At 69.5% G+C, this 15,349-nt stretch carries 12 protein-coding genes; 4 read left to right on the forward strand and 8 right to left on the reverse strand.

Translation table 11 applies throughout. The features are described 5' to 3' along the window. The first annotated feature begins 62 nt into the window (after nt 1–62). The gene (locus ACUTAG_RS10400) at nt 63–635 is read left to right on the forward strand and encodes a GNAT family N-acetyltransferase (protein WP_051429218.1); all 573 of its coding nucleotides are present in this window, start codon (nt 63–65) and stop codon (nt 633–635) included. Here the strand turns inward: ACUTAG_RS10400 and ACUTAG_RS10405 are convergent. After that, nucleotides 605–1,843, reverse strand: a complete 1,239-nt coding sequence (locus tag ACUTAG_RS10405; protein WP_054472632.1) for a GGDEF domain-containing protein — start codon at nt 1,841–1,843, stop codon at nt 605–607. The genes ACUTAG_RS10400 and ACUTAG_RS10405 overlap by 31 nt on opposite strands. Nucleotides 1,844–2,003: 160 nt before the next feature. On the opposite strand from ACUTAG_RS10405, the gene ACUTAG_RS10410 reads away from it, so the two are divergent. Beyond that, complete coding sequence (locus tag ACUTAG_RS10410) at nt 2,004–2,855, forward strand: VOC family protein (protein ID WP_058665704.1); 852 nt, start codon at nt 2,004–2,006, stop codon at nt 2,853–2,855. A gap of 43 nt (nt 2,856–2,898) precedes the next feature. Here ACUTAG_RS10410 and dcd read toward each other — a convergent pair whose 3' ends face one another. The 4 genes from dcd to apbC form a co-directional block, all read right to left on the reverse strand. Further along, complete coding sequence (gene dcd, locus ACUTAG_RS10415; protein WP_006385856.1) at nt 2,899–3,462, reverse strand: dCTP deaminase; 564 nt, start codon at nt 3,460–3,462, stop codon at nt 2,899–2,901. Nucleotides 3,463–3,553: 91 nt separating this feature from the next. Continuing rightward, the gene (locus ACUTAG_RS10420; protein WP_148317213.1) at nt 3,554–7,303 is read right to left on the reverse strand and encodes a translocation/assembly module TamB domain-containing protein; all 3,750 of its coding nucleotides are present in this window, start codon (nt 7,301–7,303) and stop codon (nt 3,554–3,556) included. Further along, nucleotides 7,300–9,192, reverse strand: a complete 1,893-nt coding sequence (locus ACUTAG_RS10425) for an autotransporter assembly complex protein TamA (protein WP_026384793.1) — start codon at nt 9,190–9,192, stop codon at nt 7,300–7,302. Before ACUTAG_RS10425 ends, ACUTAG_RS10420 begins: the two co-directional genes overlap by 4 nt. Before the next feature lie 3 nt (nt 9,193–9,195). Beyond that, nucleotides 9,196–10,284 carry an iron-sulfur cluster carrier protein ApbC gene (gene apbC, locus ACUTAG_RS10430; protein WP_058665702.1) on the reverse strand — a complete coding sequence of 363 codons (1,089 nt, stop codon included), beginning with the start codon at nt 10,282–10,284 and terminating at the stop codon, nt 9,196–9,198. Between the two features lie 101 nt (nt 10,285–10,385). Here apbC and ACUTAG_RS10435 point away from each other — a divergent pair, with 101 nt between their 5' ends. Both ACUTAG_RS10435 and metG read left to right on the forward strand, forming a co-directional pair. Continuing rightward, complete coding sequence (locus tag ACUTAG_RS10435) at nt 10,386–10,661, forward strand: hypothetical protein (protein WP_006385850.1); 276 nt, start codon at nt 10,386–10,388, stop codon at nt 10,659–10,661. A gap of 211 nt (nt 10,662–10,872) precedes the next feature. Then, complete coding sequence (gene metG, locus ACUTAG_RS10440; RefSeq protein ID WP_054448317.1) at nt 10,873–12,939, forward strand: methionine--tRNA ligase; 2,067 nt, start codon at nt 10,873–10,875, stop codon at nt 12,937–12,939. Nucleotides 12,940–13,022: 83 nt separating this feature from the next. On the opposite strand, the gene ACUTAG_RS10445 is transcribed toward metG, so the two are convergent. The 3 genes from ACUTAG_RS10445 to ACUTAG_RS10455 form a co-directional block, all read right to left on the reverse strand. Continuing rightward, nucleotides 13,023–13,760, reverse strand: coding sequence for a sulfurtransferase (locus ACUTAG_RS10445; RefSeq protein WP_024070442.1), 738 nt, complete (start codon nt 13,758–13,760; stop codon nt 13,023–13,025). A 95-nt stretch (nt 13,761–13,855) separates the two neighbouring features. Then, nucleotides 13,856–14,650 (reverse strand): META and DUF4377 domain-containing protein, encoded by a 795-nt coding sequence (locus ACUTAG_RS10450; protein ID WP_006385847.1) that lies wholly within the window; start codon nt 14,648–14,650, stop codon nt 13,856–13,858. Between the two features lie 138 nt (nt 14,651–14,788). Beyond that, nucleotides 14,789–15,319: an META domain-containing protein gene (locus ACUTAG_RS10455; protein ID WP_020926270.1), complete on the reverse strand. Its 531-nt coding sequence runs from the start codon at nt 15,317–15,319 to the stop codon at nt 14,789–14,791. Between the last annotated feature and the right edge of the window lie 30 nt (nt 15,320–15,349).

The following is a 15,349-nucleotide window of genomic DNA, read 5'->3' on the forward strand; positions in this document are numbered from 1 at the left end:
CTGCCTATACTGGCCGAATGCGGCCCGACCGTTCCCTATTCCCAACACTTGCCTCGCCCCCGATGCCGTCCTCCGCCCCGCTTGTCCGACGTCTCACCCCTTCCGACGCCCCGGCGCTGCGCCAATTGCGCCTGGACGCCCTGCGCGAAACCCCGGAAGCATTCGGATCGAGTTACGAAGAGGAACATACGCTGACACTGGATGATTTCCAGGCCTGGATCGCGCCCGCGGACGACAGCGCCATGTTCGGCGTTTTCGCCGAAGGCGCGCTGGCGGGCATTATCGGCGTGGCCAGGCAGCGGCGCCTGAAGGTGCGTCACAAGGCGCATATCTGGAGCGTCTACGTGGCGCCGGCCTGGCGCGGCCTGGGGCTGGCGCGGCAGCTGATGCAGGCCGCCCTCGGACATGCCGGCACCATGCGCGGCGTGCGCACGGTGCAGTTGAGCGTCACCGCCAACAACGCCGCGGCCTGCCAGTTGTACGCCAGCCTCGGCTTCGAGACCTACGGCCACGAGCGCGAGGCCCTGTGCGTGAACGGCGTGCTGTACGACGAAGTGCTGATGGCGCTACCGCTGGACCGCGCGCAGGCCGGCCCCAGCCGGCCTTACCCGCCCGCCCGGCGCCGCGAACCGTAGGCCCACACCTGGTTGCGGCCGCCATCCTTGGCCTTGTAGAGCGCCTGGTCGGCCGCCTTGATGACCGCGTCCGGCGCGCGCAAGGTCTCGCCGCGCTCGGCCACGCCAATGCTCACCGTCACCCGCAACGGGCGCGCATTGCGGCCGCCACGCGCGCCACGCCGGCGCAAGCCGATCTGGTCGGCCTTGGGACGCGCCGGCTTGTCGCGCAAGCGCATCTGGTAGGCCTCGATGGCGCGCCGCACGGTCTCCAGGTGCGGCATGGCCTCGACCGCGGTCTTGCCCGGGAACACCAGCGTGAATTCCTCGCCGCCGTAGCGATAGGCGTAGCCGCCGCCCGGCACCCGGCGCAGCTGCGCCGCCACCATGCGCAGCACCTGGTCGCCCACGTCATGGCCATGGGTGTCGTTGAAGGCCTTGAAATGATCCACGTCGGCCATCGCCAGCGTGTAGACGCGGCCCATGCGCTGCAGGCGCTCATTGAGCGCGCGGCGCCCGGGCAGGCCCGTCAGCTCGTCGCGGAAGGCCATGTGATAACCCTCGTGCGCCAGCGAGATCGACAGCGATGTCAATGCAGCGGCGGCCATCACGGCCAGCTCGATCTCGTGCTGGGTCCCCCGCGGCAACGCCCAGGCCATGCAGACGAAACCTAGCCATTGGCCGGCCTGCTGCGGACGGCCATAGCGCAGCAGCAGCAGGGTCAGGGTCAGCCCGGTCAGCAACAGCGCCGCCAGCGCCTCGAACGGCAGGCCCAGCCGCGCCAGCGCGCCCTGTACCGCCAGGGCGCCGAACAGCTGCGCCATGCCCTCCTTGCCGGCCAGCGCGATGGCGGCCGCGCCCAGGGCCATCAGGCCGACGCGCGCCGCCAGGTCGCGCAACATGCCGGCGCGCTCGGGCCACAACGCGTTGATGGTGTAGGCCAGCGACCACCACACCAGCGCCGGCGCCAACGCCCACGGCGCCTGGCTGGCCAGCGTGGGCCAGGCGGCGGCTGGCGCCAGCACCGCCAGCATCAGCGCCAGCGTCTGCGAACGCTGGTACATCAGGCAGATCGCCGCCCCGATCAGCGCCATCACCCAGGGCACGAAAGGCACCACCAGCGTCAAGGCCGGCGGCCAGTCCCGCCAAAGCAGCAAGCCCGCGGCCGCGATCACCGGCAGCGCAGGATAGAACAACAGGGGCAGCCAGGGGATGTGGGGGTAACGCACGGGTAGGGCCTTGCTCACGCTTGCTGAAATGACGTCGCCAAATCGGCAAACACATATGTCATTTTACGGTCGCGGGCGCGGGTTCTTTAGCGCGTTAGCGAGGCCGTCGCGGGGTGCGCGCCGTGCTATGTTGAGCGCTCGGATACCCTGGAAAAACCTCATGCGCATCCTGGTCAATATCGACGTGCCCGATCTCGAGGCGGCCATCGATTTCTATAGCCGCGCCTTCGGGCTGGCGCTGCACCGCCGGCTGGGCGCGACCGGCGCCGAGATGCTGGGCGCCCCGGCGCCCATCTACCTGCTGCAGAAGGCCGCCGGCACGCCGGCCGCGGGCGCCGTGCGCCAGCCGCGCGACTACGCCCGCCACTGGACGCCGGTACACCTGGACGTGGTGGTCGACGACGTGGATGACGCGGTGGCGCGGGCGGTGGCCGCGGGTGCGCGGCTCGAAGATCCGGCGGTTTCGCATGACTGGGGCCGGATCGCCCACCTGAGCGATCCATTCGGCCATGGCATCTGCATCATGCAGTTCCTGGGGCGGGGCTACGATGCCCTGGCGGCGGGCGCGCTACGCGACGCGCCCGTGGGCGAAGCCGATTTCGACGCCCTGCTGGCGATCCGCATCGAGGCCATGCGCGACAGCCTGGAACGCCTGGGCCGCTTCGACCCCGAGCGGGCCCGGGCGCGGTTGCGCGCAACGTTCCGTCCCGACCATACCTGGTTCATCGAACGCGACGGCGCGCGCATCGGCTTCTATGCCCTGCGCCCCGACGGCGACGGCCTGCGGCTGGATCATCTGTATGTGGTGCCCGCGGCGCAAGGGCTGGGGGTGGGCGGCCAGGTGCTGGGCCGCCTGTTGCGCGACGCCGACCTTCGGGGCCTGCCTGTGCGCGTGGGCGCGCTGCGCGGCAGCGACTCGAACCGCTTCTACCGCCGCCACGGCTTCGAGCCGGTGGCGGAAAGCGAGTGGGACATCGACTACCTGCGCCCGGCGCCGGCGCGCCAGGCCTAGGGCCTGTTCAGGCTAAAAGGAGCCTCGCGCAGGCCCTGGCGCATCAGGTGCGCGGCAGCGTCACGCCGCGCTGACCCTGGTACTTGCCGCCGCGGTCGGCGTACGACGTCTCGCAGATCTCGTCGCTTTCCAGGAACAGCATCTGGGCGCAGCCTTCGCCGGCGTAGATCTTGGCCGGCAACGGCGTGGTGTTCGAGAATTCCAGCGTGACGTGGCCTTCCCATTCGGGTTCGAGCGGCGTCACATTGACGATGATGCCGCAGCGCGCGTAGGTGCTCTTGCCCAGGCAGATGGTAAGGACGCTGCGCGGGATGCGGAAGTATTCGACCGTGCGGGCCAGCGCGAACGAGTTGGGCGGGATGATGCAGACGTCGCCCTTGAAATCCACGAACGAGCCTTCGTCGAAGTTCTTGGGATCGACGATGGTGGAATTGATGTTGGTGAAGATCTTGAATTCGTCGGCGCAGCGCACGTCGTAGCCGTAGCTGCTGGTGCCGTAGCTGACGATGCGCCCGCCATTGGCCGTGCGGACCTGACCCGCTTCGAAGGGTTCGATCATGCCGGCTTCGGCCTGGCGGCGGATCCAGCGGTCGCTTTTGATGCTCATGATGGCAAGGTGCTTGGGGGAATGGAATGGGCGTCATTTTATCCCGAGCGCGCCGTTCCGTCCCCGAACGGGGACGGAACGGTCACGGGCCTCAATCGCCGAAGAATGTCCGGTACACCAGCGCAATGCCGTTGACCGAGCCGCCCTTCAGATCCAGCGACAGGCCGCGCGCCAGCCGGTAACTGGCCCGGCCGACGGTGTCGCTGCCAGCCAGCGCCTGCTCGACGCTGAGCGTGATGCCGTTGGCGAACGACTTGCTGGCCACCAGGAATTGCGTCGCCAGCTGGCTGTCGCTGTCGCGGTTGACGTCGCCGGCCACGGTGCGGTCCGGCAGGATGCTGCCCGAGCTGCCCAGGTTGCCGGTGCGCACGCTGACGTCGTCCAGCCCGAACTGCTTGTAGAACGGCTCGCCGCCCCCCAGCAGGGCCGTGCCCACCGACAGCAGCAGCGCGGCGTCGCTGCCGCTTTCGTCGGGGCCGCGCCCCAGCAGCAGCCACGACAGCTTCTCGACGTCGCTGACGTCCGGGTACGACACCAGGTCGATGCGCGGGCGCTGCGCGGTCCCCACCACCTTGACGCCGGCCTCGACCTGCTCGCCGGTACGCAGGGCCTCGATGTCCAGCAACGGATTGTCCAGGCGCCCCTGGAAAGTCAGCGTGCCGCGCCGCAGGCGCAGCTTCTGGCCATAGGCCTCGATGCCGCCGCCGCGCGTGCGCAGCGCGCCGACGCCGGTCAGGCGGCCGTCGTTCAGCAGGATCTGGATCGACCCCAGCAGGCCGGCATCCAGCCCCATGCCCGTGATGTAGAAGCGCGGCCCCATGTCGAACTTCAGGTTCATGCTGGTCTGCAGCGGCGTCGACACGGCGCCGGGGTCGTCGCCCGCGCGCCGCACCTTGACGTCGTCGTCCAGCGACGGCACGCCCTGCAGGATCTCCAGGCTGAACCAGCCGGCGTCCGCCTTCAGGTCGCCGACGATGTCGATGCGCGGCATCGCCGCGTTCAGGTCGATGGTGCCGGAGACCATGGCGTAGCGGTCCGAGCGCTGCAGCGCCGGAAAGCGGTACAGCGTCAGGCGCACGTTGCCGCCGCCGTCGATCAGGTTCCATTGCCCCTTGGCCTCGGCATAGCCGCCCTTGGCCTCGGGGTTGGTGGTGATCCATTCCTTGGTGCGCCATTCGGCCGGCATCACGCGCAGCGAGGCCGGGAAACGCAGGCTGTCGAGTACCAGCTTGTCGCCGTCCAGCCGCGCCGCCAGCGTGCCCTCGATCAGCCGCACGCCGTCGTCGATGCGCACCACGCGCAGCTTGTCGCCACGGATCGCGCCGCTGGCGCTCCACTTGCCGGCAAGCGTGCCCTGGGCCTCGAGATTGGCCTTGACCTGGCCGCCGATTTCCATGGAGTCGCCGACGAACAGGCCGACCCACGCCAGGTCGGCGATATCGGCGTCCAGCCTGGCCCGGATCGGCTGGCGCGGATCCAGCGCCATGCCGCCCTTGGCGTCGACCGCCAGCACCGCCGTGCCGTTGCCGGCGATCTTGCCCATCTTGTCCGTGGCCAGGTCCAGCCTGGCGTCCAGGCGGCTGGCGTTAGGGCCAGTGGGCGTGGCGGTCAGGTCCAGCACCAGCGCCTTCACGCCCAGCGGCACCGGCGGGTCGCCCGGGATCAGCAGATCGCCGTCGCGGCGCGCGATGCGGGCGCGCCCGGCCAGGCGGCCGTCGAATTTCAGGTCCCACGAGGCGTCCAGCGCAATGCGGCGCTGGCTTTCGGCCACGGTGGCATTGACGCGCTTGGGGCCCTGTTTCATCTTCGCCGCGGCCTCGGGATCGACGGCGGCGATGACCTGGCGCGCCATGGCGGCGGTGATGACCAGGTTGTCGGCCTGGCCGGCGGTTTCCCAGCGCTTGGCGTCGCCGCGCGAACCCTTGTGCGCGATCGCCAGTTTTTCCTTGCCCGGCAGGGCCACGCCCAGCACCGTCTGGCCCACCTGCCACTGCCATTGCGGCGCCACCGCCGCCGGCAGGTACGACAGCGTCACCGGCCGGTCGGCCGAGACGGTAAAGCCCGCGCTACCGGCCGTCAGGCGCGAGACCGTGCCGCGCCAGCCGGTCAGGGCCGCATCGGCCTCGCCAGCGGGGCCTTTGCCCCAGCCCCCGGCGAACGTGATGGCGGCCTCGGCGCGCGACTGCCCCAATACGCCGGGACGCGGCTTGGGCGGGTTGTAGCCGGCGCTGATCTCGCCGCGATGCGACGCCACGGTGCCGCCGAGCTTGCCCTTCACGTCCGCGCCGCCCGGCACGCCGGGCCAGAACGCGTCCAGTTGCGGCGCCTGCGCGTCCAGCGTCAAGGCGCCGTCGGCGCCGCCGATTTCACCCTGCGCCCGCACCCGGTTGGGTCCGAGTTTCAGGTCCACATCCAGGCCATGGATACGCAGGCCGGCCAGCAGCTCGGCGGTCGCGGCGTTGACCGCGGCGGCGGCATCGGCGCCCGCGCCGGCCGGCGGAGTGCTGGCGGGCGCGGCGACCTCGACCTGGGCCTTGACCATGCCGGCGAGCGCTTGCTTGTTCCAGCGCGTGCCGTCCTCGAAACGCAGGTCGATGGCGGCCTGGCGCAAGCGGCTCAGGTTCTCGAATTCGGCGCTCAGCTGTGCATTGGCGCTGAGCACCGCCGGCGGAACCGCGTCGCCCAGCCACGGCGACAGGTTCAGGCGCTGCGCCCCCAGGCTGCCGACAATGCGATCGCGGCCCGGTTGCCCATCCACCGCCTGCAGGTCCAGGCGGGCCGACAGCGTCGACTTGTCCGGCAGGCGCGCATCGGCCCGCGCGCTGCGCAGCACCAGCGGCGTGCGTGGCGCCAGGTCGGCCATCACGTCCAGCGCCAGGCCGGCGCCGGTGCCGTCCAGCTTGGCCTGGATGCCCTCCATCGAGCCGGCCGCGTCCGCGCGCAACACCACCTGGCAGGCGGGCGCAGGCGGGCCGACGAACGCGCCGGCGTCCTTGGACTGGACAGGCTCCGCCGACGCCTTGGCGCCAGCGGCCGACGCCTTGGCGGCACCGGCCTTGGACTTGCCCGCGCCCGCTCGGGATTTGGCCGTCTCCGGCGCCTTGGATGCCTCCGCCTGCGCCTGCGCGAGCGGCGCGAACTTGCCGCTCAACTGGTCGGCCTGGCACAGCGGCGAATCCGGCCCCGAGCCGCGCGCGATCACATCCAGCCGCGCGCTGAACGGCCAGGGGTCCGCCAAGGCCTGCAGCTCAGCCTGCCCGCTCACCTGCGCCTGTCCAACTTCATGGCCTACGCGCAGATTGGCGATGCGCAGTTGCGCGCCCTGCCTGCCGGCGGCAAAGGTGGCGCTCAGGTCGCCGAGTTCGACCGGCAGCGGCTCGCCATCCTGCAACAGGTGGAATTCGCCCAGCGCCAGCCGGTCGACGGCGATCGCCACCGGCAGGGAGGGCAATGCGAAAGGTTCGTCGTCGCTGGCGTCGGCAGGCGTTTCCCCGCCCGTGGCCAGCGCGACCTCGACGCTGCCGGCGGCAAGCTCGCGCACGTGCAACAGGCGGTCACCCAGCGCGCGCCAGCGCACCGTCAGCCGCAGGTCGCTGATGCCGATGCGGGTTCCGCCGACGTCGAGATCCAGCCGCCCCACTTCCAGCCCCCGCAGGATCGACCCGCGCACGTCCAGCGCCTGACCGTCCAGTTGCTGGGCAGCGGTGGTCAGCAGCAGCCGCGTGCCGGTCTGCGAGGCCAGCAGCCAGAATACGAAGCTGCAGGCCAGCACCGCCAGCATCGCCAGCCCCGGCAGCCACCACACCAGGAGGCGCCGCAGGAATCTGCGCAGCCCGGTCAAAATGCGATCCCCAGCGAGAAGTGCAGACGCAGGTCACGCTCGCGTTGACCGTAGGCCACGTCCAGGAACAGCGGGCCGGCCGGCGTGCGCACCCGCGCGCCCACGCCATAGCCCACCGCCATCGACATGTCGCCGAAGGATTGGGCGGCATCGCCGGCATCGACGAACACACCCATGCCCCAGCGCTCATTGAAGTAATGGTCGTATTCGATGCTGCCGACCACCAGCGTGGGCGCCCCCACGGTGGCCTTGTCGCGCTTGAGGCCGATGCTCTGGTACTTGTAGCCGCGGATCGAACGCGCGCCGCCGGTGCGGAAGCCGAAGTCGTCCGGAACCTGCACATTGCCATTGGCCCAGACGCGCCCGACCTCGCCACGCACCGTCAGCACGTCCAGCTTGCCGATCGGCCACCATTTCTGCGCGCGGAAGCGGGCCCGGGTATAGGGCTCGCCGGTGTCCAGCGTCACGCCCACGCCACCGCCCAGCGCGATCAGGTTGCCTTCGCGCGGGTCGTATTTGTTGTCCACGTCGCGCCGCAGCCATTCGCCGGTGGCGGTCAGCGTGGGCAGCGAATATTCGTCGCCGCCATCGATCTTGACATCGTCGTGCGCCAGCAGCAGGCCCCAGCGGGTCTCGTAGGTCACGCGGCTGTCGCCGGCGCCCTTGCGCTCCTGGCTGCGGGTGGCGCCCAGGGCATAGCGGGTCACGTCCAGGCCCTGGATATCGGAATGCTGGGCCAACACGCCAATGGAATCCTTGTAGCCGCGCTCGGTCGGCGGCAACAGGAAGTCGGTGTAGACGCGCTGCTGCAGCCGGTCGACGCTGAACCCCGATTCCATGGTCACGGGCTGGCCGAACACCACGTTCTGGCGGTAGAGCGACTCCAGCCGCACGCCGGCTTCGTCGTCGACGCCGATCGAGGCTGAAAAACGCTTGGGTGGCGCCTCCACCACCCGCACTTGCACAGGCAGCGTCACTTCGCCATCGGAATCGTATTTGGGTGGCGGCGGCGCGACGGCGCCCGACACCACCGGATCGCCGGCCGGCGCGGATTCGGCGGCCTTGGCCGCGCCCGGCGCGCGGGCCCGGTCCGAAACCGGCTCTGCAGGCTGCTGCGCGCTGCCAGGCTGGCGCAGCGCCACGAAGGCGCCGCGGAAAAACGCCGTGGACTGCAGATCCTGCTGCCATTCATCCAGGCGGTTCTGGTCGTAGGCCGCTCCCGGCGAATAGCGCACATAACGGGTGATGAGCTTGGGCGGCACGCGCTCCAGGCCCTCGGTGCTGAGTTCGCCCATGCGCACCTGCGGCCCGCTGTCGATGGTGACGCGCAGCGCCGCCGCGGCGCTGTCGGCCTGCACCTCGGCTTCGGACGCCGTCATGCGCGCCAGCATGAAATCGCGCTCCGACACCTGGTCCAGCAGCGAGGACTTGGCCTTGTTCCAGTCGGCGTTGATGAAAGGCTGGCCCGGCTTGAGCAGCCAGTCCTCGCGCAGCTTCTGCACGCGCTGCGCGTATTCCGGCCGCGTGATGCGGCCGGTGAAGGTCAGGTCGACCGAAGACACCGTGGTGCGCTTGCCCGGCACGATGCCGATATCCCAGGTTTCGCCGCCGATGTCGGTGCCGGCTTCGAGCGTGACGGTGGGCGAGAAGTAGCCCTGGGTGGCCAGCGCGGCCAGCGTGGCGTCGCGGGCGCGCCGTCGCAGGCGGTTGATTTCGCCGCCGTCCTGGTCTTCAGCCAGGCGCGCGATGGCGCCCACCGCCTCGGTGATCGCCTGCAGCGCGGCCGGCGGCACGCCGCCCGGGTCCACGATGATTTCCGGGCGCTTGGCCGCAGCCTCGCCCGCCACTACGCAAAGTCCAGCCAGAAAGGCCCGGGCCGCCCACCGCATGCGTCAGGTCGGCTGCTGCACGACGATGGACGGGAATTTCCCGGCCATGTCTCGGGGAAGCGCGGCAACGCCGGCCGCCAGCTTCCTGGCGATGCCGCGATACAGTCCGGCCGCCTCGCTGCCGGGGTCAGCCACCACGGTCGGCGTGCCGGCGTCGGTCTGTTCGCGGATCGCCAGCGTCAGCGGCAGGCTGCCCAGCCAGGACGTGCCGTACTGCGCGGCCATGCGCTGGCCGCCGCCTTCGCCGAAGATGTGCTCGGCGTGGCCGCATTGCGAGCAGATGTGGATGGCCATGTTCTCGACCACGCCAAGGATCGGCACCTCGACCTTCTGGAACATGCGCAGGCCCTTGCGCGCGTCGAGCAGCGCCACGTCCTGTGGCGTGGTGACGATGACGGCGCCCACCACCGGCACTTTCTGGGCCAGCGTCAGCGCCACGTCGCCGGTGCCCGGCGGCATGTCGACGATCAGATAGTCCAGGTCGCGCCAGTTGGTCTGGCGCAGCAGCTGTTCGAGCGCCTGCGTGACCATCGGGCCGCGCCAGATCGCGGGCGAATCGGCATCGATCAGGAAGCCGATGGAGTTGGCCTGCAGGCCATGGCCGGTCAGGGGCTCCATGCTCTTGTTGTCCAGGCTCTCGGGACGGCCCGAGACGCCCAGCATGGTCGGCACGCTGGGACCGTAGATGTCGGCGTCCAGCAGGCCGACCTTGGCGCCCTCGGCGGCCAGCGCCAGCGCCAGGTTCACGGCCGTGGTGCTCTTGCCCACGCCGCCCTTGCCGGAGGCGACCGCAATAATGTTGCGTACATTGGGCAGCGGCTTGAGCCCCTTCTGCACCGCGTGCGCGGCCACTTTCCAGGAAACGTTCACCTGCGCGCCAGGCGCGCCGGCGCCGGCCAGCGCGGCCACGGCGATCTCGCGCACCTGGTCGCGCACGGCGTCGGCGGGATAGCCGAGTTCCAGCGCCACGGTGACGCGGCCGCCGTCGATTTGAATGTCACGATCTTTTACAGAAACGCCCAGGTCCAGGCCGGTGTTGGGGTCTTGCGCGCCGCGCAGCGCGGCGCGGATGTGTTCTATCGTTATACTCATGTCACTATGGTTCCGTAGGCAGCGCGGCGTCTGCGGGCCGCCATCCCCTAAAGGATAGCGGATACACGGGAACCTTTCGCTGCGTTTTGCATCCGACCTACATGACCAATACTCTTATCCGCTTCTTTCGTGCCGTGTTGTTCGCCGCCCTGGCCTTGATCGGCATGGCGATGGCGCTGGTCTTCATGCTGTCCACGGCAATCGCCGTGGCGATCCTGTACGTGGTCGCCAAGGTGCGCGGCAAGCCTTTCGGCGTGCGCGCCTACTGGAGCCAGCGCCAGGGCGCCCGTCCCAGCCCCTTCCAGTCCGCCAACGCCCCGTTCGCCACGCAGCCGCGCGGCGACGTGATCGACGTCGAGGCCCGCGAGGTCCGCTGAACACGGCAACACCGGCGCCCGCCGCGCCCTGCGGCGGCCGTGCTGCGGCCGGCCCGCCGGCCTAGCGCTATCCAACCCGCCAGACGCGTCCCGCGCGACCGGCGGGTTGCGTCGTTTCAGGGGGCCGTCCCCGACCGCGCCGGGCGCATGCCCGCCATTGCCCTAAAATGGCCGGCCAACCCATTTTTCCCTTCAACCTCGACCGACAACCATGTCTCGCACTCTCTTTGTCACCACTGCGCTGCCCTACGCCAACGGATCCTTCCACATCGGCCACATCATGGAGTACATCCAGGCCGACATCTGGGTTCGTTCGATGCGAATGGCGGGCCACACGGTGCACTTCGTAGGTGCCGACGACGCGCACGGCGCGCCGATCATGCTCAAGGCCGAGAAAGAAGGCATCACGCCGCAGGCGCTGGTGGCCCGCTACGCCGCCGAGCGTCCGCAGTACCTGAACGGCTTCCACATCCGTTTCGACCACTGGCACACCACCGACTCGCCCGAGAACGTGGCGCTGTCGCAGGACATCTATCGCGCGCTCAAGGCGCAGGACCTGATCGAGACCCGCTCGATCGAGCAGTTCTACGACCCGGTCAAGGGCATGTTCCTGGCCGACCGCTACATCAAGGGCGAATGCCCCAAGTGCCACGCCAAGGACCAGTACGGCGATTCCTGCGAAGTCTGCGGCGCGGTCTACGCCCCGACCGACCTGATCAACCCGTATTCGGCCCTGACCGGCGCCACGCCGGTGCTGAAATCGTCGGACCACTTCTTCTTCAAGCTGTCGGATCCCCGCTGCGTCGAATTCCTGCAGCAATGGACCACCGGCAGCAACGCCAATGGCGGCAAGCACCTGCAGCCTGAAATGCTGGCCAAGACCCGCGAGTGGCTGGGCGCCGAGGACGGCGAGGCCAAGCTCGGCGACTGGGACATCTCGCGCGACGCGCCCTACTTCGGCATCGAGATCCCGGACGCGCCGGGCAAGTACTTCTACGTCTGGCTGGACGCGCCGGTGGGCTACCTGGCCTCGCTGAAATCGTACTGCGCGGTCAAGGGCCTGGACTTCGACGCCCTGCTCGACCCGGCCGGCAGCACCGAGCAGGTCCACTTCATCGGCAAGGACATCGTCTATTTCCACGCGCTGTTCTGGCCCGCGATGCTGAAGTTCGCCGGCCGCAAGACGCCGGACGCGGTCAACGTGCACGGCTTCATCACCGTCAGCGGCGAAAAGATGTCCAAGAGCCGCGGCACCGGCATCTCGCCGCTGCGCTACCTGGAACTCGGCATGAACGCCGAATGGATGCGCTACTACATCGCCGCCAAGCTGAACGCCCGGGTCGAGGACATGGACTTCAACCCCGAGGACTTCATCGCCCGCGTCAACAGCGACCTGGTCGGCAAGTACGTCAACATCGCCAGCCGCGCCGCCAGCTTCATCACCAAGCACTTTGACGGCGCCCTGGCCTATTCGGGCGACACCGCCGCGCTGGCGGCCGAATACGCCGCGCAGGCCGAGTCGATCCGCGCCGCCTTCGAGGCGCGCGAGTACAACCGCGCCATCCGCGAGATCATGGCCTACGCCGACCGCATCAACCAGGCGTTCGACACGGCCCAGCCGTGGGTGCTGGCCAAGGGCATCGCCACCGCCGACGAGGCGCAAAAGGCCGCGCTGCAGGACATCTGCTCGCGTTCGCTGGCCGGCTTCAAGGCCCTGTCGGTGATGCTGGCGCCGGTGCTGCCGGCCCTGGCCGAACGCGTCGCGCGCGAACTGTTCGCCGCCGAGGCCGACTTCACCTGGGCCGACGCCGCCGTGCTGCCGCAGCGCGTGGCGCCGTTCAAGCACCTGATGCAGCGCGTCGAGCCGCAGATGCTGGAAGACCTGTTCGAGCCGCCCGCCGCCCCCGCCGTGATCCCCGGCGGCGAGCCGCTGGCCGAGACCATCTCGATCGACGACTTCGCCCGCGTCGACCTGCGCATCGCGCAGATCGTCAACTGCGAGCACGTCGAAGGCTCGACCAAGCTGCTGCGCCTGACGCTGGACGTGGGCGAAGGCCGCCACCGCAACGTCTTCTCCGGCATCAAGTCGGCCTACCAGCCCGAAGACCTGATCGGCAAGCTGACCGTCATGGTCGCCAACCTGGCGCCGCGCAAGATGAAGTTCGGCGTCTCCGAAGGCATGGTGCTGGCCGCCAGCCACGCCGACGAGACGGTGGACGCCGGCATCTACGTACTGGAGCCGTTCCCCGGCGCCAAGCCCGGCATGCGCGTGCGCTGATCCGCACTCCCGAGCCATGAAAAAAGCCCGCAATCTGCGGGCTTTTTTTCAGGCGGCGGCGCGCCGGTCCTCGCGGGACGGGATCAATCCTTGCTCGGCGCCAGCGCCGGGTCGAGCGAGATACGCTCGTCGAACACGAAGCACTTGCCGTCGAACCCCGGACCGCCGGTTTCCTCAAAGTACTTGAGGATGCCGCCGTCGAGCTGGTAGACGTTGTCGATGCCGGCCTCGTTCATGTAGATCGCGGCCTTCTCGCAACGGATGCCGCCGGTGCAGAAGCTGACCACGGTCTTGCCTTGCAGTTCGTCGCGGTGCGCCTGCACCGCCGCGGGGAATTGCGTGAAACGGTCGATGCGCCAGTCGATGGCGTCGCGGAAGGTGCCTTCGTCCACTTCAAAGGCGTTGCGCGTGTCCAGCATGACCACGGGGCGGCCGCTGTCGTCGGCGCCCTGTTCCAGCCAGCGCGCCAGCGTCTTGGCGTCCACGCCCGGCGCGCGGCCGGCCTCGGGCCGGATCGTCGGGTGATTCATGCGGATGATTTCGCGCTTGATCTTCACCAGCAGCTTGCGGAACGGCACCTGCGCACTGTGGCTGAACTTCACCTCCAGGTCGGCGAACCGGGCATCGCCGCGCAGGTCGCGCAGAAAGCCGTCGATAGCGCCGGCCTGGCCCGCCAGGAACAGGTTGATGCCTTCCTCGGCCAGCAGGATGGTGCCCTTCAGGCCGGCCGCGCCAGCCACGGCCAGCAGCCGGGCGCGCAGCTCGGGCAGCGCGTCCAGCGAAACGAATTTGTAGGCGGCGATATTGACGACGGAAGACATGGCAAAGCGGGGCGTTGAGCGGCGAAGGGCGTAATAGTAATCGCTGGACCGCGGCGCCCGCTTGCCACGGATCAAGCGCGGCCCGCCGAACCGCCTCAGCGGCGCACGATTTCCTGTTCCACCACCGTATCCAGCACCCAGCGCAGGCCCGAGGCGTCGGCAGGCGGGTTGGGGTCCCTGACCTCGACCACTCGCAGGCGGTAGCGGATGCCAGGCTGGAAATTGAAGCCGGTGATGTCGCCATACCAGAGCTGCCAGGGCTGCGTCGGCGTATCGCGCACCTGATAGCACATGGCGCGGCCGGCGCCGGCGTTGCACGGCACGCGCTCGGCGTTGACGTAGACCAGCTTGGTCGCGCCCACCTGGCCGCCGGCGACGGGATCGAGGCGACGGCCGAAATCCAGCGTGTCGCCGTTGCTCAGCGCCCACGTCATGCGTCGCGGATTGCTGGTGTTGTCGAAGGACGTGGCGGTGATGCGCGTCAGGCCGGCCAGGAATTCCTGTTCGAGCTTCATGTTCACCGGCGCGCAGGCCTTCATCGTCGCCACCGGGTTGGACTGGATGATCAACTGGCCGTTGGCCACCGTGTAAGGCGCGCTGTAGGTGTTGCAGCCGGCGAAGCCGGTCGCGCGGGTAGCGCCCTGGTCATGGATGAAGCCGATGGTCACAGGCACCGAATTGGATGACGGATGCGGGATCTCGCGCAACGCGCCGCCGGGGCGGGTCCAACGCGCCAGGTCCCAGTTGGTCTGCGCCAGCACGTCCGAAGCGGCGGCCGGCTGGAAGCGCGGGTCGCGCCCGTCCGCGGTGCGCGGCGGCGCCGCGCAGGCCGCCAGCGTCAAACCAAGCGCGCACGGCGCGATCCAGCGCCAGGCAGAGGACAAGGACATGGAAATCTCCCGCAAGAAACAAGGACCGCCCGCCGCGGCACGCTTGCCGGCGGTTTCGGGCAGCGCCCATTGTAGGCGCGCCCCGCCTTGCGGCCGGATGCCGCAAAACATACTGAAACACCTGGCCGGCGCGCGCGTTCAGGGAGTGGGCGGATCCTGGCGGCGCTCGAACTCCAGCACGTCGCCGCCGCGCAGGTTGAACGTCAGATGGCGCGGCGCGCCGCCGCTGTCCAGCGTGAACGTGTCGATGACGGTCAAGCCGCGCAGATAGTCGGCTTCCAGCGCGGCGCGCTCGGCCGGCACGCACGCCATGCGAGTGGCGGCGGGCGCGTCGATGGCCAGTTTGCCGCCCTGCAGCTTATAGCTGCCCTGGTAGCGGTTGCAGCCCGAGAAACCCTCGGCGCGGTACTGCTTGCCCTGTGCCAGGAAGGTCAGGCGGATCGGCTCGCCATTGTCGCCATGCGGAATATCGCGCAAGGCCCCGCCCGCGCGTGTCCAGCGCACCAGTTCCCAGCTGGTCTGGGCCAGCGAGTCCGCGCTGCTGGCCGCGTTGGCGGCGGCGGCGCCCTCGGCGCGCGCGCCGCCGGTGGACCCGGCGCAGCCAGCCAACGCCACGGCCAGCACCCCGACGCCCAGCACCCGGCAACGCGAAGACAGGAAGGTAAACATCGACAGCACTCCTGAAAAGACACAACCTCG

It is taken from the genome of Achromobacter sp. CSND-B12, from assembly GCF_052906545.1.

Excerpts from the sequence above, each read along its gene's own strand:
- ACUTAG_RS10400 (WP_051429218.1), top strand. The coding sequence starts at position 63 with ATGCCGTCCTCCGCCCCGCTTGTCCGACGTCTCACCCCTTCCGACGCC.
- ACUTAG_RS10455 (WP_020926270.1), bottom strand. The coding sequence starts at position 15,319 with ATGTTTACCTTCCTGTCTTCGCGTTGCCGGGTGCTGGGCGTCGGGGTG.
- ACUTAG_RS10410 (WP_058665704.1), top strand. The coding sequence starts at position 2,004 with ATGCGCATCCTGGTCAATATCGACGTGCCCGATCTCGAGGCGGCCATC.
- ACUTAG_RS10450 (WP_006385847.1), bottom strand. The coding sequence starts at position 14,650 with ATGTCCTTGTCCTCTGCCTGGCGCTGGATCGCGCCGTGCGCGCTTGGT.
- ACUTAG_RS10445 (WP_024070442.1), bottom strand. The coding sequence starts at position 13,760 with ATGTCTTCCGTCGTCAATATCGCCGCCTACAAATTCGTTTCGCTGGAC.
- apbC (WP_058665702.1), bottom strand. The coding sequence starts at position 10,284 with ATGAGTATAACGATAGAACACATCCGCGCCGCGCTGCGCGGCGCGCAA.
- dcd (WP_006385856.1), bottom strand. The coding sequence starts at position 3,462 with ATGAGCATCAAAAGCGACCGCTGGATCCGCCGCCAGGCCGAAGCCGGC.
- ACUTAG_RS10425 (WP_026384793.1), bottom strand. The coding sequence starts at position 9,192 with ATGCGGTGGGCGGCCCGGGCCTTTCTGGCTGGACTTTGCGTAGTGGCG.
- ACUTAG_RS10435 (WP_006385850.1), top strand. The coding sequence starts at position 10,386 with ATGACCAATACTCTTATCCGCTTCTTTCGTGCCGTGTTGTTCGCCGCC.
- metG (WP_054448317.1), top strand. The coding sequence starts at position 10,873 with ATGTCTCGCACTCTCTTTGTCACCACTGCGCTGCCCTACGCCAACGGA.